Source organism: Vibrio sp. B1ASS3, assembly GCF_905175355.1.
Lineage (GTDB): Bacteria > Pseudomonadota > Gammaproteobacteria > Enterobacterales > Vibrionaceae > Vibrio > Vibrio owensii.
Genome location: NZ_HG992742.1, coordinates 1,833,439 through 1,857,455 on the forward strand (window position 1 = coordinate 1,833,439; position 24,017 = coordinate 1,857,455).

The 24,017-nt window shown below is 44.5% G+C and carries 20 protein-coding genes and 3 pseudogenes; 11 read left to right on the forward strand and 12 right to left on the reverse strand.

Features of this window, described 5'->3' with window-relative positions:
* Positions 1-93: 93 nt before the first annotated feature.
* The 3 genes from tnpA to KJB05_RS08670 all read left to right on the forward strand — a co-directional run bounded on the left by tnpA (position 94) and on the right by KJB05_RS08670 (position 3,168).
* Positions 94-528 (forward strand): IS200/IS605 family transposase, encoded by a 435-nt coding sequence (gene tnpA, locus KJB05_RS08660; RefSeq protein WP_033007908.1) that lies wholly within the window; start codon positions 94-96, stop codon positions 526-528.
* A gap of 99 nt (positions 529-627) precedes the next feature.
* Positions 628-2,052 (forward strand): aspartate kinase, encoded by a 1,425-nt coding sequence (locus KJB05_RS08665; protein WP_208446388.1) that lies wholly within the window; start codon positions 628-630, stop codon positions 2,050-2,052.
* A 267-nt stretch (positions 2,053-2,319) separates the two neighbouring features.
* Entirely contained in the window at positions 2,320-3,168 is an 849-nt protein-coding gene (locus KJB05_RS08670) for an alpha/beta hydrolase (protein WP_208446389.1), read from the forward strand.
* Between the two features lie 88 nt (positions 3,169-3,256).
* Here KJB05_RS08670 and dkgB read toward each other — a convergent pair whose 3' ends face one another.
* Positions 3,257-4,057 carry a 2,5-didehydrogluconate reductase DkgB gene (gene dkgB / locus KJB05_RS08675; protein ID WP_208446390.1) on the reverse strand — a complete coding sequence of 267 codons (801 nt, stop codon included), beginning with the start codon at positions 4,055-4,057 and terminating at the stop codon, positions 3,257-3,259.
* Between the two features lie 124 nt (positions 4,058-4,181).
* Between dkgB and KJB05_RS08680 the strand changes: the two genes are divergently transcribed.
* Positions 4,182-5,081 (forward strand): LysR family transcriptional regulator, encoded by a 900-nt coding sequence (locus KJB05_RS08680; RefSeq protein ID WP_208446391.1) that lies wholly within the window; start codon positions 4,182-4,184, stop codon positions 5,079-5,081.
* A gap of 74 nt (positions 5,082-5,155) precedes the next feature.
* Here KJB05_RS08680 and KJB05_RS08685 read toward each other — a convergent pair whose 3' ends face one another.
* Positions 5,156-6,142, reverse strand: a complete 987-nt coding sequence (locus tag KJB05_RS08685; protein ID WP_208446392.1) for a cytochrome-c peroxidase — start codon at positions 6,140-6,142, stop codon at positions 5,156-5,158.
* 633 nt (positions 6,143-6,775) lie between these two features.
* Here KJB05_RS08685 and KJB05_RS08690 point away from each other — a divergent pair.
* From KJB05_RS08690 to KJB05_RS08710, 5 genes are all read left to right on the forward strand, one after another.
* On the forward strand, positions 6,776-8,380 hold the full coding sequence (locus KJB05_RS08690) for a S8 family peptidase (protein ID WP_208446393.1): 1,605 nt from the start codon (positions 6,776-6,778) through the stop codon (positions 8,378-8,380).
* A gap of 407 nt (positions 8,381-8,787) precedes the next feature.
* Positions 8,788-9,552, forward strand: a complete 765-nt coding sequence (locus KJB05_RS08695; protein ID WP_244142986.1) for a hypothetical protein — start codon at positions 8,788-8,790, stop codon at positions 9,550-9,552.
* A gap of 71 nt (positions 9,553-9,623) precedes the next feature.
* Positions 9,624-10,262, forward strand: a complete 639-nt coding sequence (locus tag KJB05_RS08700) for an adenylosuccinate synthase (RefSeq protein WP_208446517.1) — start codon at positions 9,624-9,626, stop codon at positions 10,260-10,262.
* 2 nt (positions 10,263-10,264) lie between these two features.
* Positions 10,265-11,587 carry an ISL3 family transposase gene (locus KJB05_RS08705; RefSeq protein ID WP_208446516.1) on the forward strand — a complete coding sequence of 441 codons (1,323 nt, stop codon included), beginning with the start codon at positions 10,265-10,267 and terminating at the stop codon, positions 11,585-11,587.
* 12 nt (positions 11,588-11,599) lie between these two features.
* Positions 11,600-12,076 (forward strand): hypothetical protein, encoded by a 477-nt coding sequence (locus KJB05_RS08710; RefSeq protein WP_244142997.1) that lies wholly within the window; start codon positions 11,600-11,602, stop codon positions 12,074-12,076.
* An 86-nt stretch (positions 12,077-12,162) separates the two neighbouring features.
* Here the strand turns inward: KJB05_RS08710 and KJB05_RS08715 are convergent.
* The 10 genes and pseudogenes from KJB05_RS08715 to KJB05_RS08755 all read right to left on the reverse strand — a co-directional run.
* Positions 12,163-12,573 (reverse strand): annotated as a pseudogene (locus KJB05_RS08715) (hypothetical protein); the annotation flags it as partial.
* 19 nt (positions 12,574-12,592) lie between these two features.
* Positions 12,593-13,972 (reverse strand): IS4 family transposase, encoded by a 1,380-nt coding sequence (locus tag KJB05_RS08720; protein ID WP_213053097.1) that lies wholly within the window; start codon positions 13,970-13,972, stop codon positions 12,593-12,595.
* Between the two features lie 105 nt (positions 13,973-14,077).
* A pseudogene (locus KJB05_RS28615) lies at positions 14,078-14,580 on the reverse strand (hypothetical protein); the annotation flags it as partial.
* Between the two features lie 18 nt (positions 14,581-14,598).
* Positions 14,599-14,934: pseudogene (locus KJB05_RS28620) on the reverse strand (AAA family ATPase); the annotation flags it as partial.
* Positions 14,935-15,299: 365 nt separating this feature from the next.
* On the reverse strand, positions 15,300-16,451 hold the full coding sequence (locus KJB05_RS08730) for an ABC transporter permease (RefSeq protein WP_208446164.1): 1,152 nt from the start codon (positions 16,449-16,451) through the stop codon (positions 15,300-15,302).
* Positions 16,448-17,635: an ABC transporter permease gene (locus KJB05_RS08735; RefSeq protein WP_208446165.1), complete on the reverse strand. Its 1,188-nt coding sequence runs from the start codon at positions 17,633-17,635 to the stop codon at positions 16,448-16,450. Before KJB05_RS08735 ends, KJB05_RS08730 begins: the two co-directional genes overlap by 4 nt.
* An 18-nt stretch (positions 17,636-17,653) precedes the next feature.
* Positions 17,654-18,634 carry a biotin/lipoyl-binding protein gene (locus KJB05_RS08740; protein ID WP_208446166.1) on the reverse strand — a complete coding sequence of 327 codons (981 nt, stop codon included), beginning with the start codon at positions 18,632-18,634 and terminating at the stop codon, positions 17,654-17,656.
* Between the two features lie 3 nt (positions 18,635-18,637).
* A complete protein-coding gene (locus tag KJB05_RS08745; protein ID WP_086369326.1) occupies positions 18,638-20,029 on the reverse strand; it encodes a TolC family protein in 1,392 nt (463 codons plus the stop codon).
* Positions 20,030-20,181: 152 nt separating this feature from the next.
* The gene (locus KJB05_RS08750) at positions 20,182-20,409 is read right to left on the reverse strand and encodes a hypothetical protein (RefSeq protein WP_012128083.1); all 228 of its coding nucleotides are present in this window, start codon (positions 20,407-20,409) and stop codon (positions 20,182-20,184) included.
* Between the two features lie 466 nt (positions 20,410-20,875).
* Positions 20,876-21,037 carry a hypothetical protein gene (locus tag KJB05_RS08755; RefSeq protein ID WP_208446167.1) on the reverse strand — a complete coding sequence of 54 codons (162 nt, stop codon included), beginning with the start codon at positions 21,035-21,037 and terminating at the stop codon, positions 20,876-20,878.
* Positions 21,038-21,266: 229 nt separating this feature from the next.
* On the opposite strand from KJB05_RS08755, the gene KJB05_RS08760 reads away from it, so the two are divergent.
* On the forward strand, positions 21,267-22,886 hold the full coding sequence (locus tag KJB05_RS08760) for a sensor histidine kinase (RefSeq protein ID WP_208446168.1): 1,620 nt from the start codon (positions 21,267-21,269) through the stop codon (positions 22,884-22,886).
* Positions 22,883-23,569 (forward strand): response regulator, encoded by a 687-nt coding sequence (locus KJB05_RS08765; RefSeq protein WP_208446169.1) that lies wholly within the window; start codon positions 22,883-22,885, stop codon positions 23,567-23,569. Before KJB05_RS08760 ends, KJB05_RS08765 begins: the two co-directional genes overlap by 4 nt.
* Positions 23,570-24,017 lie beyond the last annotated feature (448 nt).

The window sequence follows — 24,017 nt, forward strand, 5'->3', positions numbered from 1 at the left end:
GTAGGTGGTTATCATCCGTTTCGGCTTTGCCTGTAAAACTACTCATGCTAAATGCGTCTTTGATTTTTCCAGAAGTCAAAGAGGACAAATAACATGAGTAGATACAATCAAGCTTCCCACGTATTTTGGCGATGTCAATACCATATAGTGTGGACTCCAAAGTATCGATTTAGGATCTTGAAGAACAATATAGGTAAAGAAGTTTATCGATGTATTTATGTTTACTGTAATCAACTTGGATGTGAAGTAGTAGAGTTAAACATACAAGTTGACCACGTGCATTTAGTAGTAAAGATTCCACCAAAGCTATCGATATCCAAGTTGATGGGGGTATTGAAAGGCAAAATAGCCTTAAAGCTATTTAGTAAGTTCCCTCATCTTAGGAAGAACAGGCTTTGGGGTAATCACTTTTGGCAAAGAGGCTATTTTGTCGATAGTGTTGGAATCAATGAAGAAATCATACGCCGATATGTAAGACATCAAGAGAAGCAAGAGCGAGTAGAGCAGCACCAGTTGGCGTTGGATTAAACAAAGGCCCCCTTTTAGGGGGCTCACACAAAGCCACCTTCTTTAGAAGGTGGTAATTTACATCCACTCTTTTAAATTACCAATCATTAAGGCCCCCTCATGACATTTACCGTAGAAAAAATCGGCGGTACATCTATGACAGCATTCGATGCTGTACTCGACAATATTCTTCTTCGTCCACAAAACCCATATAACCGTATTTTTGTTGTTTCTGCTTATGGCGGAATGACAGACGCTCTATTGGAATGCAAAAAAACCAGTAAACCAGGTGTCTATCAGCTTATCGCTAAACGAGATGAAGCTTGGCAAGACGCACTAGCGTATGTTGAAAGCCGTATGCTGCTGACAAACGAACATATTTTTGCCGATCCGATGAATCGTATGCGTGCGGACAAGTTCATTCGTTCTCGCATTTCAGAAGCCAAAATATGCGTAACCAATATCCTAGAAACTTGCCAATACGGGCAGTTTTCTCTGCGCCAGTACTTACCGCAAATTCGTGAGTTTCTTTCATCCATTGGCGAAGCGCACAGTGCTTATAACACCGCCTTAAAGCTAAAGAACATGGGTATTAACTCGACCTTTGTTGACCTATCCGGTTGGGATAACCAACAACCTCGCAGTTTAGATGAGACGATACGTGAAGCGTTTGAAGAAATAGATGTGACTCAAGAGCTGCCAATCGTGACGGGTTATGCGTATTGCAAAGAAGGGCTGATGCACACTTATGATCGAGGTTACAGCGAAATGACCTTTAGTCGAATTGCTGCAACAACCAAAGCTGACTTGGCGATAATTCATAAGGAATACCATTTAAGCTCTGCCGACCCAAGGGTTGTTGGTGTTGAGCGTGTAAATCCAATTGGAACGACCAATTATGATGTGGCCGATCAGTTAGCGAATCTTGGTATGGAAGCGATCCACCCAAATGCAGCGGCAGGACTGCGTGAAAGTGGGATTGAATTACAGATCAAAAATACGTTTGAACCAGAACATAAAGGAACATTGATCTCTGCTGATTACCGCCCAGAAAGCGACCGCATTGAAATCATTGCCGGTAAGCAGAAGGTATTTGCGCTTCATCTATTTGATCAAACCATGGTTGGAAAGGTAGACAACGTTAGCTACGAGTTGATGGAGATAATCGCTGATGCTCGCGTCAATCTCATAGGGAAGGAGATGAACGCAAACTCTATCACCTATTATCTGGGCGGCAGTGCAGAGAGCTTAAACAAGGTGCGCTACAAAGTAGAGAAACGCTACCCACAAGCCTCAATTAATGGGCGTATGGTAGCGCTCATCTCTGCAATCGGTTCTCAAATCGATACTAATAAAACGTTAGCTAAAGGCGTTTTTGCACTGATGAATCGCGACGTGACACCCATTGCTCTCCACTCATCAATGAGAAACGTTAACGTGCAGTTTGTTGTGAGTGACGATGAGTATAAAGAAGCAATTTGCGCGCTACATGAAGAGTTCTTTGAACAAGGCAGCGATACAAATAAGTCGGCGAATGTTGCTTGAAGTTGATTGACGGCAGTTAACTGTTAGGCAACGGTTAGCTGCTAATAGAAAAGAAGGGGCGTGTTTATCGTCCCTTTTTTGTGTCCGTCAACAAAGATCAAGACACTTGAACATATAGGGTTAGGTAGATAGAATTTTTGTTCCTCAGTATTTACCTCAACTAACACATGAAACTTATTCGCTGACGACACTAACCTTATTTTTCAAACTTCGCGTTCTACTCTGATATTCGGAGGGAGCAAACTCGAATTAAATTAGGTAAACATCATGAATAAGAATCAAACCATTCAATCAGGTAGTTACCACCTTAAAACTATCGTTCGTGGCAACGGTATCCCTTTAATTATTATCGGCAGCGCAGATTACTATTTGCGTGTCACGCCAACTGCATTGTTCGACCATTTCCAATGTGTCTTTGTCGATCATCGTGGCTTTGCTGAGTGCGACGTTATTCCCAATGCATCTGACGCAACGTTAGAGGCCATCAGTGCTGACATTAAATTGGTCATGGATAAGCTCGGCATCGAAAAAGCGTGGATGTTTGGTCATTCTGGGCATGCATTAATGGCAACCCATTTTGCTGTGACGTTTCCTCAATATGTTGAAGGTTTAGTGCTTGCGAACACCTCACCAAATTTGTCACCACAAATGCAGGCGCTCCAACTTCAACGTTGGGAACAAGAAACGGACGAGGAGAGAAAGCAAGTTTTCGAACGTAATTTCCCGTTGCTTGCACGCGACATTGAGCAAAATCCGGAGCGAAAATTCGTCCACTTGTGTCATCGGTTAGGCGCGATGCGTTGGTATGATCCTGACTTTAATGAACTGCCGTTGTGGGAAGGGTTTCCGACCCATACTGCTTTGTTAGATAAGCTTTGGGGAGAAGTGTTCGCTGAATTTGATACGGCGATTTATCAGCAACTTCCCGCTGTACAGGTATTAGTGATCAGCGGAGAGAAAGATTTCAGCATTGCTCCAGCTTCAACATGGGATCAGATTGATTTTGGAGAGGCAGATATGAAGCTCGAAATCATTGCAGAATCGGCTCACACATCAATGCTAGAGCAACCAGAACGATTTGTGAAAGTGATGAGCGAAATGGTAGCAATGAGCTAATTCACATCTATCTATACAGGCAAACAAAAGCAAAGGAGCCAAAGCTGGCTCCTTTTTCTATTTTAAAATGAATTAACCTCGAGGAGAGTTATGCATCCCACTTAGGTGCTAGACCTTCTGGGTCAACCTCACGGCCATTGCATTCGAGCGCATCGATACGAGCCATCTCTTCATCAGTTAGCGTAAGCTCTAACGCTTTCAAGTTGCTCGCTAGGTTTTCGCGCTTTGTTGAAGACGGGATCACTGCGATACCTTTCTGCATTGCCCATGCCAGAGCCACTTGAGCCGCAGTCGAACCTTTCGATGTTGCGATGTCATTGATTACTTCATCTTTAAGAACTTTGCCATAAGCCAGTGTCATATAGGATGTCACCGTAACGCCTTTGTCATTCATGAACTCGACTAACTTGCGGTTTTGCAAGTACGGGCTCAGTTCCACTTGATTGGTAGCTATATTATCGAAGCCAACCAGCTCTGCAGCTTGTTCTAGTAGCTCGATATTGAAGTTAGAAACCCCAATCGCTTTGGTAAGGCCAAGTTCTTTTGCTTTTAATAGCTCTGGCATGTATTCATTCACGTCAGTGCCTTCGCCTGGCCAATGGACAAGTGTTAGGTCAACATGGTCAGTTTTAAGTTTCTTTAGGCTTGCTTTCAAGCTCGGGATAAGGTCTTGCTTGTTAAGCTTATCAACCCAGATCTTGGTGGTAATATAAAGCTCATTTCTCGCTACGCCACTTTCCTCAATCGCTTGACCGATTTCAGTTTCGTTGTCATAGATTTGAGCCGTGTCGATCACGCGGTAACCAAGGTCTAGTGCGTTCTTTACTGAATCGATTACAACCTGACCCTTAAGGCGGAAGGTACCCACGCCAAATGCAGGAACTGTCATACATATCTCCTAGTTTTTAGATTTATTTTAGTCGTTGAATTCGTTTCGATGACCCCAGTTTGCAAGATTCTAAAATTGATATAAAGTCACATAAAATGAAAATACTTTTGAATCAAACGCAATAATGAAAGCAACGTTAGATGAAATGAATGTGTTCGTGTCGGTGGTTGATACTGGCTCGATCAGTGCTGCGGCCGAGTTGCTCTCTTTGACAACCTCTGCGACTAGCCGCGCGTTGGCAAGGTTAGAATCTAAGCTCAATACCACCTTACTTAACCGAACCACAAGGCGAATTGAACTGACCGAAGAAGGGCAGTTGTACCTTGATCGCGTTCGTAAAATTCTGGCGTCGGTGGACGAGGCAGAAGATATGCTCGTCGGTGATAAAGGTAAACCATCGGGACTTTTGAGAGTCAATGCTGCTTCACCATTTATGCTTCATGTTGTGGCTCCATTGGTGGCGCAGTATCAACAAGAATACCCAGAGATTGAGCTCGAACTGACCAGTAATGAAGAGAACATTGACTTGCTTGGAAAGCGAACCGACATTGCAATTCGCATCGGACAACTTAAAGATTCCACCATGCGTGCCGCGCGTCTAGCGACCAGTAGCATTCGTGTTTTAGCAAGTCCCGAATACCTCGCGCAACATGGCAATCCAAAGTCGGTCAAAGAACTAGAACAGCATCGGTTGTTAGGCTTTAGTCGTTTCGAATTCTTAAATGATTGGCCGCTGCAAACCGAAGCGGGTGAACTGCTTCATATCAAGCCAGTGGTAAAGGCGGAAAGTGGAGAAACGCTTCGAGTGATGGCATTAAAAGGAGACGGCATTGTTTGCCTGTCTGACTTTATGACTCAAGATGACCGACGTAATGGTCGATTGGTTGAAGTCTTACCAGAGTCGCGCTTAGATATTCGACAGCCTATCCATGCTGTCTACTACGCTAACGCGGTGGCTTCTGCTCGAGTGCGTTCATTTATCGATTTCTTAAAACGTCATATGAATGATGAAGGTTTTGAATAGCGCGAATTCAGTTATTTGAAATGAAGAACAAAAGGAGCCAAGTAAGGCTCCTTTAAAGTATCTCATTTACCAACTTAGATATTTGGACGTGCCGTCTCGTTGGTTGATGGTGGAAGATGAGGAAGTGTTACCTCTGGTTGGTCACCCGTTAGCGAGCGTAAGAACTCAGTAATCTTGACCGACTCTTCTTTCGTCAGTTTCTGACCAAGTTGAAGATCCGCCATCATGGCGACCGCTTCTTCTAGATCCCAAACCGAACCGTCGTGGAAGTACGGGTAGGTCAGTTCGATATTACGTAGTGTCGGAACTTTGAAGACAAACTTATCGAAATCATTACCCGTGATCGCTTTACGTCCAACATCTGGGTTATCCGTTGCAAACGGCTTCACTAAGCCCATCTTTTGGTACATTTGACCACCGGCGAGAGGGCCGCTGTGACACGCTGTACAACCTTTCGCTTTAAACAAGTTGTAGCCTTCGACCTGCGCTGTTGTTAGTGCTTTATCGTCGCCCTTCAACCAAAGATCGAACGGTGCGTTTGGCGTACGTAAGGTTTGCTCAAAGGTCGCAATGGCATCAGTCACGTTATCAATGGTGATCGTCTCACTGCCGTAGGCTTGTTTAAACCACTCGCGATATTGAGGAATCGACTTGAGCGTGTCGATCGCAAGCTGGTGGCTAAAGGCCATCTCAAGTGGGTTTTCGATCGGGCCAGCCGCTTGTTCTTGCAAATCTTTGGCTCGTCCATTCCAGAACTGAACAAAGTTCAAATCCGAGTTAAACACCGTTGGTGAGTTGATAGGACCAATCGCCCATTTATGACCAATGGAACTTGGTAGGTTATCGACGCCACCTTTTGCGATGTTATGGCAAGAGTTACAAGAAATGGTGTTGGAGGCGGATAATCGAGGTTCAAACCACAACGTTTTACCCAGTTCTACCTTTTTCGCATCAAGACCAGCAACCGATTCAATCACCTTAATGGGTTCTGCGGATTGGCGCTCAGCATAAGCGCCGAAAGATAGGACTGACAAGACGCTCACTGCTATAAGAGTTTTCATAATAACTTCCTTTTTAAGTGATTTTTCACTCTCACTAGGGCGGCGTACTTCTTAATGGTACGCTCTGGAAGTCACGGTATAGCAATCGTTTTGTTCGATAAAATGCAAAAAATCGATGGTTTTTATGGCAAAAAACGATGTTAAAAACGCACAAACTTTGCACGATTTGATTTTGCTAGCTTCCCAAGCAGTTGGTCACCTTTCATTTACAAATATGCAAAGAATATAAACGACAGGTTCGTTGATTTAGGTCAATTATGCAATCAAATGAACCTTGGTAGGCGAAAAACCTAAGATATAAGAGAAGCTAGGTTTTTATTGCGTAAATTATCGGTAAGGGGAGGGTATATAACAGGCAATAAGTCAGGTGTGTAGAATTATTCTATTTTAGGGATTTTGCTCTAAGTCTAAATGAATCTTTGCATTTCAATTTCAATAAAGCTTGGTTATTGATCATGTTTCTGAGTGTGTGAATTATTATCAACTATGCATATGATTGCTCATTGTCTAGTTTGGTTTGTGTAACGTCACTGCAGCACGTATTGAGCGTACTACGCTGATTGTCTGTGTTTTCGTGTTGACAGTTTGGTACTAGGTAAAAATCAACAAGACTATGATTTCAAGGAACATTTTATGTTAAAGAAACTACTAAGTTGTTGTATCACCTCGGCACTCTGTTTTCATTCTTCTATCGCTTTTTCGCAATCTAATGAGATTGCGGACAGTGCAGAGTTACAACAAGCTCCCGACACATTGCCTGCCACTTTGATGCTTGCACCGGACGACATCGCCATTGCAGATCGCTACATAGTGGTATTTAAACAACCACAAATGATGGCGAGCAACTCAACGGAATTCGAGCAATTCACGCAACAGTCTGTAGACCGCATGTCTGGTTTGTATTCGATACAAGTGGAATCGGTTTTTGACCACTCGATCAGTGGATTTGTCGCTAACTTGAGTCCTGAGCAACTAAAAGATCTGCGTTCTGATCCTCGTGTGGATTACATTGAGCAAGACAGAATCCTATCGCTTGACCCAATAGTCTCGGCAGACGCAAATCAAACCAATGCCATTTGGGGACTGGACCGAATCGACCAACGTAACTTACCACTCGATAACAACTACAGTGCCAACTTTGATGGGACTGGGGTAACGGCTTATGTTATCGATACTGGTGTGAACAATGCACACGTTGAGTTTGGTGGTCGCTCGGTCTCAGGGTATGACTTTGTCGACAACGATGCAGATGCAAGTGACTGTAATGGACACGGTACACACGTTGCGGGCACCATCGGCGGCAGCTTGTATGGTGTTGCGAAAAACGTCAACCTTGTCGGCGTGAGAGTATTGAGCTGTAGCGGTTCGGGTTCTACATCTGGTGTTATCGCCGGTGTGGATTGGGTGGCTGCGAATGCTTCCGGACCATCAGTCGCCAACATGAGTTTAGGTGGCGGTCAATCTGTCGCTCTCGATAGTGCGGTGCAAAGTGCGGTTCAATCAGGTGTCAGCTTTATGCTTGCAGCAGGTAACTCCAACGCCGATGCGTGTAACTACTCTCCAGCGCGCGTTGCTACTGGTGTCACTGTCGGCTCGACCACCAGTACGGATGCACGTTCGAGTTTTTCAAACTGGGGCAGTTGTGTGGATGTATTTGCGCCAGGCTCACAAATCAAATCTGCTTGGTATGACGGTGGCTACAAAACCATTAGTGGTACTTCGATGGCGACGCCACATGTAGCGGGTGTAGCAGCTCTGTATCTTCAAGAAAACAGTTCGTTGTCACCAAGCCAAGTGGAAGCCTTGATCGTTAGCCGCGCAACAAGCGGAAAGGTGACGGATACAAGAGGCAGCGTGAACAAGCTACTTTATAGCTTAACCGATGCAGATTGTGGCCAAGACTGTGGTGGCCCTGATCCAACACCGGACCCAGAAGGCAAGTTAACCTCGGGTGTGCCAGTGAGCGGTTTAAGTGGTTCAACCGGTCAAGTCGCGTATTACTATGTTGATGTAGAAGCGGGACAGCGCCTAACAGTGCAGATGTATGGTGGCAGTGGTGATGCGGACTTGTATCTCCGTTTTGGTGCCAAACCAGCACTGAATGCATGGGATTGCCGACCTTTCAAATACGGTAACAATGAAACATGTACGGTCAGCGCAACACAAAGTGGACGCTACCACGTCATGATTCAAGGTTACTCAAACTATAGCGGTGTCAGCATTCAAGCGAGCTACTAGTTATTCTTCTCGTTATTAGAGCAGAGCTGCAAAACTCGCGAATGCTTAAGATTATTTGAAACCACCAAGGGACTCGTTTGAGTCCCTTTTTAAATATTAGAGCCTATTAATTATTACTTAGTTTATTAATGAAAAATAAATTAGATAATACTTATTTAGTTGCGAACTAAATTATTTATTACTCATGATAAATTAGAGTAAATATACAATAATTTATATTTAGTAGTATTTACCGTACTCGTTACCATTATATAGAAGAGAAAATAATGTGATTTTCCCCTTCATAATGAGCTTTTAATTAGTAATAATATCTTATTGAGCGGTTACTTCATCACCACTATTTATTCTAAGTGTCAAATTTATCATATTGTAACAAATTCTTACATTTGATAATTAGGGCCAACTTAATGCGATATCAATCTTCTCCAAGTGACCACACAGAACAAGTACAACAATCTGTTCAAGAACGTGCCACCCAACAACGTTTAGCTCGTGAGGAAGAGCTAAAAGTGACACAAGCAGACAATAAACGCTGGGCAGCAAATCGAGAAAGAGTCATTGCTGAACGCAGCAACGAAAACACCGACGTAGCGCTTACACCATTAAAAGAAAATAAGAAAAAGAGTGGACTGAGTTCTTTGTTGTGCGCGAAACCGAGTTTTTCCAAACTCCCAACCAAGGCCGTTGCATATTGTTGGGTTAATACAAAAGCGGAAAGTGGTGAAGACAATATTATTCCAAGTGTTGAAAAGGAACATGGCCTACTGAACGTCATTAGTAATGCCAAAATTACCCCAAAAGTAAAACACATTATCTATGTTGATAGACGAACTAAAGGGCGAACTTGTTACGACTCACGCGTTGAGCTTCCTGACAATGTTAAGTTCGTTTCAGTGGATGAATTGCTGAAGAAGAAAAACATGGAGTCGCCAGTCATTGCCGAGAAGATGACAGAATTGTACGAGGCAAGCATCAATCACGGTAGCCCAGCTTTTGTAAAGAACATGGTCTCTTTACTGGCTTTAAATGCCGGAGATTACTTCTTCGATATCGGTGTCAGCATCAAGCCCGATGGTAATTTAGCTAAGCACCTTAATGGCCAGAGCAAGTTTTCCGGCGGTGCAGTAGGTAACGGAAGTTATCTGATGGGTGGACACAATGGGTATTCGTAAAATGATGTGTACGCAAGTCGATAACGCTGATACAGTTTAAAGGTGTTTAATTCGTAAAAGAGTGTGTATTGATGGCAAAAGAAATTACCCATAACGACTTATGTAAAAAAGCAGTTGGCTGGCTAAAGCGCTCGCATAGTGCTGGCGGTTGTGGATGCCCTAATGCGTTTTCAGAGGTGCAATCTGGTTCTAATGGTGGTGAAATTGTTGACGCGATCGGATTAAGAACCGCTTATGGAACTGAAACCATAGTCATAGAGGCAAAAGTTAGTCGTAGTGATTTTTTAGCAGATAGAAACAAGCCGTTTAGGGCTAACCCAGAATTAGGTATGGGTAATTTTCGATACTACATCTGCCCAGAGGGGTTAATATCTGAATCAGAACTTCCGAATAAATGGGGTCTTTTATATGTTGGTTTGAGAGGAAAGATAACCGTTGTTCGTGGTCATAGGTTAGGTAAAAGTTCTGATTGGAAGTTTGAATGCAATCGTGATGCAGAGCTTGGGATGGCTTCTCTACTTCTTGCAAAATCGGGGAACTTTGAACAGTTAAACGATGTTTTTCGATATAATCAACGACTTGAAAAGAAAGTAAAGGAGTTAGAGGCGAAGGTTCATGAACTTGAGTTCCCGAATAAAATGGAACAAATGATTAAAGGGCTTGAGGACTTAGCCGTATCTCAAAAACCTATCCCTCGCGTCTCTCGATAACCATGTTAAATCTCGAAAACCTAAAAGTGATTGAGCGTGAAGAATATGACGATCACTGTATATTCCACGCTCAATCTATATCCCCTAACCGCACTTGTTCCGAGTGCGGATCAATCAATACAGTAATCGTCGGCAAGGTAAACCAACCTTACAACGACACTCGTATGTACGGCAAAACCATCAAGATTCAATTCGATAGAAAGCGACTTCGCTGCAAGGATTGTAGCAAGACTCGCTTTGAACAATTGGACTGGCTCTCTAATGATTTTCGTATGACTAAACGAGCAGAAGACTACATCATGCGAATGTGTGGGAAAGTGTCGTTTACACATGTAGCCACTGAAATGGGTATCACCGAAGGCACTATACGTAACGTATTCGCCAACTACGTGGATATTATCGAAGGTAAGCACGATTGGCTTGCTCCTCGCGTTCTTGGTATCGATGAGACTCATTTCAGCAAGAAGATGCACCTTGTCATGACGGATATTGAGCGTAGAACCCTACTCGATATGCGTAAAGATAGATCTCAGGATGCCACTCAGAAAGCCATTATGAGGCTGAATGGATGGAAAGATATTGAGATCGTCTGTATCGATATGTGGCGACCGTATTACCGCGCTGTGAAACAGCTATTGCCTAATTCAGTTGTAGTTATCGACCGCTTTCACGTTGCCAAGATGGCTGGTGAAGCTATGGAGAAAGCACGTAAGGCGATACGAGCCGAACTATCAGACAAGGAGCGTAAGAAGCTCAAGAATGACCGAAAGATACTGCTTAAGCGTAGAGCAAACATCAAGGGCTTAAACGAGCTGGCGTCATTCCATTTCTGGACAGAGGAATACCCAACGTTGATGGAAGTGTATAACGCTAAAGAGGCTTTTCTCGATATGTGGGATATGCCTACCAGAAAAGAAGCTGAGGACTACTGGGAGAACTGGAAAGCAGTATCTACACCACCTGTCAGAAAATACTTCAAAGACGCCATACGAGCCGTTGATAACTGGCATGAGCCTATCTTTAATTGGTGGGACTATCCTTACACCAACGCAGTTACGGAGAGTCTGAACAACACAATCAAGGGTGTGTTTAGGAATGGTCGTGGTTATAGCTTTGAAGTGCTTAGAGCGAAGCTGCTTTACAACAAAGGCGGCTTGGAAGTGTCAATGAAGTCCTTGAACAAACCAACCCATGATCCACTGTTCGAATTGTTGAAGAAAGACGATCCAAAAGTAACAATGCATGGCTTAAGACATAGAGCCTTTAAAGCTCTGTTTAGAGACATGGTTACTTTGCTTGAAAAACAACCAAATACACACGAATAGGGTTTGTGAAGTGTGGGTATCAATTCTGTATGTTTATTAATCGATACTCACACTATTTCGAATACCCGACACAATAAAGAGGATATAGAAACGGTTGTTGAGTACCTCTATGAAATGTATACCTGTGAAAGGCCCCCAACTGTACATCCCAAGAAAGCAGTAGAGGTCTTAGAAAGCCTCGATAAATCGTTGTCACCGGCAGATGTAATCAGCGCAGTAACAAGCAACTCGAAATTAGACGAAAAAATCACGCCAGCGGACTTCGTTACTTACTCTCGTAAGATGGAGAAGGGATTTGCTGAGCGGGGCGTTAAGACAACGGAATGCGAATATGCCCGTCACACGGACGTTGTCTTTGGTAACAACATTGCAGTACTCACTACTAAAGTGAAAACGGGCTTTAGGAGCGGAACAGACTTCGTTAACACTCATAAGATGAGCCACATTCACAAAACCAAAGTGGAAGCGCATCACGTGCCGGTTTTGTAGGGTGGGCAGCTCTAAAACACAGAAGGGACTCATTTGAGTCCCTTTATATTGAAATTAGATTGCGGGCTTTGGGCTAGAGGTTAAAGCTATTTCACTTCGTATCTCAGTAGAACTTCATTGTCCAATACAACGTTTGTTGACCAAATGAAACTTGCTCCAGCCCCACTGAATTTCTTGATGAAGTTCATATAAGATTTTTTGTTGTTCACACCAATGTCATCTTCTGAATATTCAGTCTCTTGAGGCCATGAAGCTGCGTCAAAGTCTTTTGCCATCCAGTTGTTTGGGGTTTCCCAGTGAGCTGCATAAGCATTTTCACCGTTATCCGTGCCTTCTGTTGTACAGTTCTCCGATAAGCGCAGTTTTTCAAGGTTATCGCCATCAACTTCACTTAGGCAGCTAAGATCATAGATTGGTGCAGTATAGAATGTCTGTGCTTGCCAGTCGGAACCTGTCACAGTACCGTCACTAAAGCTTGCGATAAAGCCACCATCACCCTGTCTCTTGATCACAAGTCTAGTGATCAAGAGACATTGCGAGTTCGTAGCCTTCAAGGATGGTTTGTAGTTTAAACCATCCTTCCCAAAGTGCCTTTATTGAAGCTCTGCCCGTCCTCTTGGTATCTTTCCAACCGCCTAATTTAGCGAGATTCTTGTACGCCCAGCCCATATCCGGCGTTTCTTTAGGTAACGTCTTACTTTCTAGTTTCAACCACAGCAGCTTCCAAGCTTTTTTGCCCAAGACCTTTTCACAACTTTCTGTTGATAGCTCATCAACCTCTTTAATGAAGCGTAACGCCAATAAACGTGTCGCAACAAAGGCATAGATGACACTTAACCTCTCTAAGTTACCTTTACTTTGGAGTCTTAGTGACTCCACATCCGTACCTTCACTTTTCCAGACTTTATGGAAGTCTTCAATCAGCCATCGACGCTCGTAATAACCGATAATTCTCATGGCGTCTTCAGCGTTGTTTACTGGCTCCGACGTCAAGAGGTGCCATGCTAACTTGTCTTTTGATGTCCCTTGCTCAAGGCAACCAACATAATAAACAGGTATGCCTGCGTGCTCCTTTTTGTTTGCTGGAGCCTTTAATGTCACCTGACCATATTTAACATCAAGATTTACATCTCTCGCTTTTCTTCCTCCTTTTTGGGGGATGGTAAGCTCTTTTGTCTGGACGCTTGGTAACGCTTGCGCATAGTCGTAAAGCTTTTGAGCGTGCTCTTCTAGACAGCGGCTTTGCATTGAACGAACGACAAAACGCTGCTGATGTTGACGTTTATAAGTTAAGTATTCGAATAGGTCAGCTTCTCGGTCACAGACCGAGATAACATCTAACATCTTATCCCCTAGGCGCTCAACGACACGGCGAGAAGCTTGCTCCCATTTGTAACTCTCTTTCTCCTCGTAAGGACGAGTCGCGTGTTGGTGCTTTTGCCCACGCTTAGTAATATCTCGGCTCCATCGTTGTTGCTCTATAAGACCAACAATGGTCTGACTTTGTGGTGCAAAAAGTAACGTCGAATGTACATGGAGAGCTCGAATTCTGTCGCCTTGATTCGTGTGCCCGAGTTCATCTTTTATACTTCGATGAGGAAAACAGAGCGTTGTTGTATCTTCAAGCGCGAGTAATTCCTCATGCTCGTTAGCTCGAGATACCGTTGATTGAAAACCTGCTTCAGCGATGTCTTTTGCATCGATGTTTTCATTGCGGATAAAGCGATATGCCCCTTCCATATCGGCGGGAGAAAAAGGAAGTTTAGCCACGGAGACTCCTGGTTGATTAGCAATGGAAGTCGCTAAACTGATGAGGCGTTGTGTTCTTCGAGGGTCTTTAAGTTGTGCTTGTCCAAATTGTTCTTGTGCCCAAAGTTTAGCGTCTGAGTGTGTCATCTTAGTGTTTCAGTAAGGATTCTTAAGTGATCAGAGCGCACACACGTTAAAGAGTTCAAAAAAAATCCCCAAGCTATAAGCTTGGGGATTTGTGTATAAGAGACAGCCATCACCTGGGTGGAATGCCTTACCGCGGTTATCTTCTGTACCTAAACCTAAGTTTTCTTCCCAATCAATTACTTTTACAGCAATAGTGTATGGTTTACTTACTTTGAACTTGACGATACTAGAGTTAAACGGTGTGAAAGGTACAGTGTCTACTGCAATAAGCTGGCCATTAATATATAACTCGAAGTAGTTGTCAGCAAAGATATAACCAGTGATCTCTTCACCGTCTGAATCAATAACAGCCACAGGTACAGAGTCTTCATCAACATCGGCAATGCTATTAGGAGTGATGTTGGCGCATTCCTCATAAAGGTCGGCTGCTTTTGGCGCAGTTGTGAAATGGTTTTGTGCCGGACGGTCCACACCTTGCCGTCAGCATCAGCAATTTCACCGATACCAGCAACTCGGCTTCTCCCGTTCTCACATTCAAAAAGATTTGTTTTTACTGTAGTTGCAAGACCTTGGGTAATGCTAGCTGAACCTTTGTAATCATCGAGGCTTTTATTCTTGGCTCCAGCAGCTTCCCATATAAATTGCTCTTTGATGAGATAGAATGTTTCGGGAGTTTCATCCTTTGCTTTTACATAGAATTTATCACTCGGTTTGTCTTCCCCTGAACACAGAGTGTGAATTTCTATGGTAGGTAAGTTATCTTTGTCAATTTTTCGATTATGGAAGTCATCTATAGTAAGTGACTCATGATTAACTGCTGCATGGTATGCCTTTAGAATTGTACTCTTACCGGTATTGTTGCCACCTACTAGTATTACGATATCATCAAGCTCAACTTCTACAGGTGTCGAGCCGATAGAACGGAAGTTTTTAATAATAAGTCTTTCGAGTTTGACTGCCATAAGCTTTCCTCAGATAGATATGGTACATATGATAACAGCTGCAACTAGTGTCTTATTGTGAAGTGTTTCAGTATTTTTGATATAGATGACTTTCGGCTCATCGAGAAATCTACTTGACTTATATTTTGCGCTTCAGCTTTGGATACAACTCTTCTGTGTATATTTTAACCTTCTAGGCTCAACACCACGCAAAGAAGTTTTAGAATACCTGAGTTAGTTCATGCCCAATCTTAATTAGGTAACTACTCTAAATGCTTTCTGTCCAAAAATAAGCCTATGACTCTCCAGCTAAGCTCAGTCACTAGAACACCCACACAAACAAAAAGGGGCTACGTGAGCCCCTTTCTTAATTGGATGTAAAGCGATTAACCTAAGCTTTCTGTTACCACTGGTTTGGTATTGCGTTTGGCAATCCAGTAAGCAACGCCGCCCCAAAGTACTGTAAGCACCCAAAGAGCAGTCCAGTGTTTTGCGACTTGCTGCCACGTTGCGCCCATTTGGTTGAGAGCTAAAAAGCCTTTGATTGCCCAAGTGCTTGGGCTTAAATCTGCAAACCAAAGTAGCGGGGCAGGGATCGACTCTACAGGCCAAATAAAACCTGCTAAGAAGATTAACGGCATTGAGCTAACCAGTACGACCAATGTCACCAACTCGCGTCTTGGTAACAAGTAACCGAGCCATAAACCTAAACCACAACAGCCAAGTAAGAATGGCAACAGCAAGGTCAGTAGCTCAACTGCGTTAGCAATGTGGTTGACGTTCAAGCGTTCGAAGCTAAAGCCAAAGTAGTAAGCGCTAAGCAGGTAGTAAATAGCAACGAAGACCAAGGTTCTGGCGAACAGCAAAGCGCCCGTTGGTACTTGCGACCAATAACCGCGACCATGGCGTTGAGTACCGGTCTGCAAACCAATTGCCATGATCAGTGTTTGTTGAAGAATCAACACAAACACCGCTGGCACCACGTATTCGATGTAGCCCATCGTTGGGTTGAAGGTTGGCTTCATGTTCAGCTTAATGGCGGAGTAATCATGGCTGGCCATACTTAGTGGCACACCATCAATCACCATCTTGCTCACTTTTACTTCTGCGCCAAGAGTCCCCCCAGCGGTGGCAAGGCCTTCTACTACGGTGCCGTACACCAAAAAGTAAGAAGCATCCGCGGCATACGCCAAAGTAGGGCTGCTGCCAAGCAACAAGTCTTTGTAGAAGTGTTCTGGAATCACCAAGAAGCCCGTGATCTCGCGGTTTAAGAACGCTTGTTTTGCATCGGCAATGGTGTGTAGGCGAGTCACGACTTTGACTTGTGGTGTCGCGTCTACCATACGTTCAAGCTTCAAGCTGGTTTGGCTACCATCGAGATTCACAATCGCAATCGGCTGTTCTCTTGGCGTTTGTTGCGCATAAGGAAGCGGGTACAAGAACGAATAAAACACCACGCCACCAAAGACAGTCAGAACCACGACAGGGTTGGTCATCACTGAGCGAAGTTCTGTTTTAATCAGTTGCCACAGTGTCATACAGCCTCCTGTTTGCTATCTGTTGAAGACGAGCTATTTAACAAAGCTGTGTTGCGATGTTTTGCCATCAGTGCTGCCGTCATTAAGAGCGGGATAATGTATCCAACCATTGGCCATAGCGAGCCAATAGATTGCGCGGCACTTGCACCGTAGTTCGCTTGATCTACCTGAACTTCGATGTAATGCGTAATTGGCAGCAATCCTCTCCATGCATGGGCGAGAGCATTCATGTCTGAAACCGGGAAGGTAATCCCCATAAACGCGAAGCTAGGTGCGGTAAACGCGCCAGCAAAGCTCATCGCGCGTGCAGGATCCATCGATAGAAAGAAGAACAAGGCCCCCATGATGATGCACGCGATGGTCGTTACGAACTGCGCTAACAGCATCACTAAGTAGCTGCCTTCCATCGGCCAATCCAGCAGTACATAAAACCAGATTAAGAACAGTGCGCCTTGTGCCATAAATAACGGAATATATTGGCAAAGGATTTTGCTTAATCGAGTGAAAGGGTGATCGCCTAAGAACGCGAAGCTGTTGTTGCCATTTCCATAAATACGAAAATGCGCTGCGAGGATCAAAATAGTGCTGACCACGACGCAGATCTGCCAGATCGCAGGAACAATCGCTGTCACCAAGAACTGAGCGTAGTTGGTGTTACGGTTAAACAAGGCCGTAATCTGAGTCGAAATCGGCACTGCTTGACCAATGGCGGCCAATGTTGTGGTATTTCCTTTTGCTAGATTACCCATGGCTTCGAGCTGAGCATCAAAATAGCCTTGAGATTGCGCAACCGCAGAGTTGATCAGTTTCGCGACCAAAATGTATTGGCTGTTGAAGAAGACCGATAACTGCGGTTGGCGATGCAAAAGTATGTCTTGGTCAAATTGAGGGGGAATCACAGCATAAGCGTAGATATCACCCTCGATCATCGCGTTCTTCGCTTCTGTCGCACTGGTGTAGTGGTAATCAACAGAGAGAGTCGAAGAAGCATCAAGAGATTGAATCATCTTGCGTGACAATTGTGAGTGCTGCAAATCAACCACACCTATTGGGAGATCTCTGGCAATGCCTGCCGAGAAAACGCCCCACATAGTGACGGCTAATAAGATTGGCACCCACGTTAGGCAAGAGAATAGCCATTTATCGCGTCGCAGGATTTGTCGTTGTGAGATTTGAATCGTCATAGTGCTAAACCAACGCGATTACAGCTCAACCACAACGCTCATGCCCATTCGAAGCTCAGGCTCTGGTTGGGTAGGGCGAGCTTCGACTTCGAAGGTACGAAGATCAAAACCTTTCGATGCGTCTGTTGCACGCCAAGTTGCAAAATCACCCATTACCGCAACGTGAGTCACTTTAAACTCAAGATCTTTGTCCAGTGCAGATAGGTAAGCTTTGAATGTGGTGCCTTTGGTGAAGTGCTTGAGCAAATCTTCGCGTACGTTCAGTGTTGCCCAAGAATCTTGAGTATCAATAACTGTCACAACCGGGAAGCCTTGAGGTGCCAGTTCGCCACTTTGCAGTAGAACTTGAGAAACTTCACCATCAAACCAGCTGTAGATTTGTGTGTCTTTTGCGTATGCTTCTACTTCCGCCACCGCGCCTGCTGCCATGCGCGCTTTTTCTGCCGCTGCGACTTTGGTTTCGCTACGCGCACCTTCTTTTGCCATGTTGTACATTTGGAACGCTGCGCTTTCGGTGTATTTCGAAGCTTGCCATTGTGTCATGGCTTCATCGCGTTTTTGCTCTGCGACTACGCCATCTTTGTATAGGTTGTTTACGCGTTGGTAAGTCTTTTCCATCAAATCTGCAGCTGCTTTTGCTTTCAACCATTGGTCTTTTGCAGCTTGGATTTGTTGCTCACGCGCGCCTTTTTCTGCTTCTAGTGCCAAGGCGCCAGCGGCCTTTTCTCCCGCTTTTGCCTGTTCCAGTTTTGCTTCGATTTCTGGGCTGTGAAGGGTAAAGATCAATTGGCCTTTTTCTACGTCATCGCCTTTGCGCACCATAACTTCATCAATACGACCTGGGACTTTAGAAGAGATGCTGTATTGCTGAGCTTCAATCAAACCTTGTAAACGAGCTGGTTCCGGTTGATACGCTTGGTAGAACTGATAACCAACCCAAGAAGCGACACCCAAAGCACAAAGTGATAGTAGAGCGGGTTTTAGAGATTTTGCTGCCATGACTTATTTTGCCTCTTTGGATGTGGATGCTGGAACGTAAGCAGTGTGTTGGTATTGAGCGAAGCTGTTCATTTCGCTGCTCAGTGCTAATAGTTTGGTTAAAGAAATCAGATAACGGAAACGTGCTGCTGATTGCTGTGTCTCTACACTCGCGACATACAGTTGCGCGTCGACCACATCTAAAGATGAGGATAGGCCTTGAGTGAACGCTTTCTCGCGTAGACGAAGGTTTTCATCGGCCAGTGCAATACTGGAATCCAGTCCTTGTACTTCATCAATGGCTTGTTGTGCTTCTAGGTAGGTCTTTTGTACCAGAAGGGACAAGTCTTGTTTCGCCTGAGATTTGAGTGCGTCAACCTGAGTGACCATGCTTTGCGCGGCTTTGACTTTTTCGCTTCGGCCAGTGGACTCGATCAGCGGGATGTTTACGCCCACACCCACTAACCAATCTGGTTTCATTTGGCTGGCAAGGGAGTCGTCTTCATACAGGCTGTAATCACCGTACAGGTAAACTTCTGGGTAATATTTACCTTTTTCAGCTTTGATTAAGCTCGATGCTTGTTTGTGTTTGGCATCCAACAAATCTAAGCCTGGATAGGTCAGTAGGGTTTGGTCAACAAACGCGCTCAACGGCGGTAGATTGTTGTTAATAAATAAGGTTTCTGAAGGTTCGACGGTATCGTTCTGCGCTAAGATTTTGCCTAGAGCCGCTTGAGCGATACTCAGATCACTGGCCGCTTTACGCGTCTCGACCTTAGCTTTGTCTAGCGAAGCTTCTGCTTGAAGGCGTTCAACACGGGCGATTTGGCCTTGCTCTTCCATCTTAATTGCAAAGTCACGGTGTTTGGTTAAGCCTTTTTCTACCGCTTGGCGAGTTGCCAATACTTCTTTGGCGAGCACGACAGAAAAGTAGTATTTAGAGAGATCTTCAAAGCGCGCTTGCTGCTCCATTGCGAGCTGGCTTTTGGCTTCATCCGTTTTACCTTCCGCTGCGGCTTGTGCTGCGTTGATTCGTCCACCAGTAAAAATGGGCCAGATAGCGCGAATAGAAGAAGAGAAGATGTCGCGCTCAGTAATGGTAGAAGTGACATTAAAAAGTGGAGGCAACGTAATGTGTGCGCCAGTACTGTCTAGCAATTGCTGACCAGAAACCGTCACATCGGTGTCTAAACGTGTGTAGTTCGCACCAATACTGACTTGTGGCAAATTGAGGTTATCGGTCGCGCTTTGTTGGTATTCATAGCTTTCAACGTTGGCACGTTGTGCTTTAAGGGAATAGTTGTTTTCTAACAACAAATTCCATGCATCATCAAATGTGATAGGAGCCGAGTGACAAGCAAGAGAAATCGAGCTGCTGAGAAGGCCCAAAATCCAGAGTTTTCCGGTTTTTTTCATAGTGGCTACTTTGCTTTTAGAGTATTAGCTCTAATATAAAGTATTCATTGGAAAGTGTTAAGTGCTTGAAGAAAAGAAATGTTGGAAAAATGTTGCGCCCAATTAAGAGTGGCTTAGCTGGGCGCAGCGTTTATGACGTTGTTTCTAGTGATTCACTTCATGGAAGGGCAGTGAAATTCTGCTCTCCACTCAAGCTGGCGAGAACCTCGCATCGTATTCAGTAGGTCTTTACCACTCATTTGTGGGAATGATAACAGCACCTTAAGGTCTGCGGAGCTCGTATCACTCTTTTCATAAGCTCTGACGTGCGTAAACGTTGAATACATATTCTCTGACAGCATGGCCTTATTCAGGCAAATTCCAAATGTATCGCGTTCCATGTTTTGGTGTTCCTTCTAACTATAAAAGCACCTCTGTTTATAGTTATCTCAGTGCAGATGGTGTCTAAGTGTTTGTCCTATGGTCAGTATTTGTATTTTTATCAATGTGTCTTCAAATTTTCTGACGCAAGTGTTGAGCGTTAAATAGACTTCCAATTAGCTGCTTTCTTTGTTCAAAGCTCTCGGTGGCTTCTTGACTAAAAATTATACGACGGAAAGTCTAAAAACGCCTCAAAAACCGCTAAATTTGGTGTGATCGCGTTCAAGGTTTAGATGGCAATTTATGTATGATGTTGAATAAATAACAACATTATTTAGCGGGTGATAGGATGCATTTTTTATATTTCACCGCAGCTATAAATAAGCTGAAGAGTCGAAGACTTGATGTGGTGAGGAGTATGAATATGAGGCAAGAGAGAGGCTTGCCTCAACTGGAAACAAATCTGTCTAGAGAGGTGACTCTGGGTTAGTCATCAGCTCCGCATTTTGTGCACTCTTCATAAGTGCGTTCTCCTTCGCTGATGATGACGTATTCTTTTACACACTTGTCGCACAATGCAAGCTTCGGGTAGGCGAGCTTTTGTTTTTTGGCGTTCTTATCGCCCTCTGTCACGTAGATCTTTCTCATCGGTCATCTTTTGGAATTTAAGAGTAGGCGAGATTTTACCGCGATTTTCGTTGGATGTTGAGTCAATGCCGCCACTTATTCAAAGCGTTTACGAATTAACCGTATGTTGACCAGTTCAATTCGTCCGTTCACAGAATTGTCATTTATTAAAAGCGTCGTTGTTAAGTCGGTGTTAATTTAGGGGCATCACCACAGTGACGTGGATCAGCAGTAGAGAAAAGGGATGCCAATGAGTTGGAAAACGATCAGCTTTCGTAAGCGTATGCTCATCATTATGACGCTGTCGGGTTTGATCGAGCTGCTCATTCTCGTTGCTGCAGGTTTTACTTACCTTAAATTCGACCAAGAGCAGGAAATGGGCGAGAAAGCCTTGGGCATCGCACGTTTCTTGTCTACTTCGCACATTGTGTTAGAGATGATTGAGTCGAAAAACGCCGAGCCATACCAAGCGCGTTTTCGTGAAATGACCGAAGCGATTGGTGCGGCATTCATTGTAATTGGCGATAAAGATGGCGTGCGATTGATTCATCCTATCGACGAGCGTATTGGCAAGCCGATGAAGGGCGGTGACAACCAAAGAGCGCTGGTGGAAGGGGAGTCGTATATCTCAACGGCGCAAGGCTCTTTGGGCTATTCCGTGCGTGGTAAAGCGGCGATCGTCGATCAGGATGGCAACATCGTCGGTGTTGTGTCGGTCGGCTACTTACTGGAGCGTTTGCAAGACCGCATTGAACCGTTTCTCGCATTCTTGATCTTAATGGCACTCGCGGTGGTGGCGGCTAATGCTATTGTCTCCAACTACGCTTCTCGTAAATTCCAACGTGCTATCTTGGGATTCGAACCAGAAGAGATTGGCCGCTTATATGGTGAGCTCGACGTGACCATGAGCACGATTAAAGAGGGCGTGCTGAGTATTGATGCTCAAGGTGTGCTGCGCTCTATCAACCGCAGTGCTTGTCAGATTCTAGGCATAGATAGAGACGCCGCGCTTAATAAGCCATTAACGGATACCCTTCGTGACAGTGATTTGTATACGGTGTTGGAAACCGGGCAAGAAGATCACGACATCGAAATATTCCTTAATCATAAGCGCCTTATTGCGAACCGTTCGCCGATCTTTGTGGATGGCAAAATTGTCGGTGCGGTATCGAGTTTTCGTCTGCGCGATGAAATCAATGAGCTGACCGAGCAACTTTCACAAACCAAAGAGTATGCCGATTTACTTCGCTCTCAGACTCATGAGCACAGAAACAAGCTCAACACCATCAGTGGCTTGGTTCAAATGGGTGAGCTAGAGGCGGTGCAGCAGTTGATTGGGCAAGAAACCGCGCATTACCAAGCGATGATTGAGTTCTTGCGGGACACCATTAAAGACCCGCTTATTGCTGGCATGCTTTTGGGCAAAACAGAGCGTGCACGGGAGCTCGGTTTACAGCTGATGGTAGAAGAAGGCAGTCGCCTAGAACCGCTACCGGAATGGCTTAACGCCGAAGATTTGGTGACCATTCTTGGCAACCTTGTTGATAACGCATTTGACGCAACTTTGTCTGCTATTCGCGAGGAATCGGCCTTTGCATTTGAGCGACGCGGCATTGATGTGTCCATCAGTGATTATGGCAACGAAGTGATTTTAGAGGTGGTCGACCAAGGGTGTGGGCTACCAGAAAGTATTGAGCCTCAAGAGCTCATGAAAAAGGGCATTTCAACCAAGTCTCGCCAAGGCCGAGGCGTCGGATTACATCTTGTAAGCCAACTGGCGACGCGCTATCACGGTTATGTTGAGATGCTACCAAATACAGAACATGGAACGAGAATTACCGTGTATTTGCCTAAGGAAGAACAAGTATGAATACGGCAACGCGAGTCATGATCATTGAGGATGACATTGCCATTGCAGAGCTTCACCATAAGTACCTAAGCCAACTCTCTGGTTTAGAAGTGGTGGGTATTGCCACAACCCGCATGGAAGCGGAAATGCAGCTTGAAGTGCTTAAGCCAGATTTGCTGTTAATGGACGTGTATTTACCTGATGGAACGGGATTAGAAATCCTCAATACGCTACGCACGAATAATCAAACCTGTGATGTGATTTTGATTACTGCCGCCCGAGATGTGGATACGCTACAACAAGCGATGCGGGGCGGTGTGGTCGATTATTTGCTTAAACCGGTGATGTTCCCTCGGTTAGAAGCAGCATTGCAGAAATACATTTCTCAGCGCCAACAATTGGATGTGGCAGAAAGCTTGGATCAGAATCTGGTGGATAAGATGCTGCAATCGAGTGTCTCAGCAGAAAATGCTCCGCAGCGATTACCCAAGGGCATTGATGGAGTGACACTGGATAAGATACGCGCTTTGTTTGGTAGGGAAGTCATGTTTACCGCTGATGAAGCGGGTGAAAAGATTGGTGCTAGCCGCACGACCGCGAGACGCTATTTGGAATACCTGATTAGTTCAGGTGAACTGGAAGCCGACTTAAACTATGGAACAGTAGGGCGACCTGAGCGCTGTTATAAAAAAGTGATGCGGTAATATGTGTTGTTTATAAAAGCAGCGAATATTTATTGTGTAAATAGGTGATGAGGCGGTGGCGATTATTCAGCCACCGTTTTGTTTTCTAGCACATGCTGCTCATTCTTTATCTTCAAACCGATAGAAAGCTCGGTTCAGCCTTCTCAAGTTTCACTCTCCGCAATATAGCGATTGAACGGTAAACTCCACGTAACGCACACTACTTATGTAATGGATTGCAAGTTTGAACAATTATTCTCCAATTTAGAGTTTTTGCTTAAATTTTATAACTTTCAATCTAATGATGATTACTTGTTAGTATTCAGTTATTTACTGTCATTTGTGTAAATTATTTAAACGTTTGCACCAGCAAGTGTTGATGTAAATCAAATAGTCGTAGACAATACGCCCCCGTGTCGGAAATCTCCTCCAGAGAGTGCAAGGTTGTACTCTAGAGACATAAGCGTCC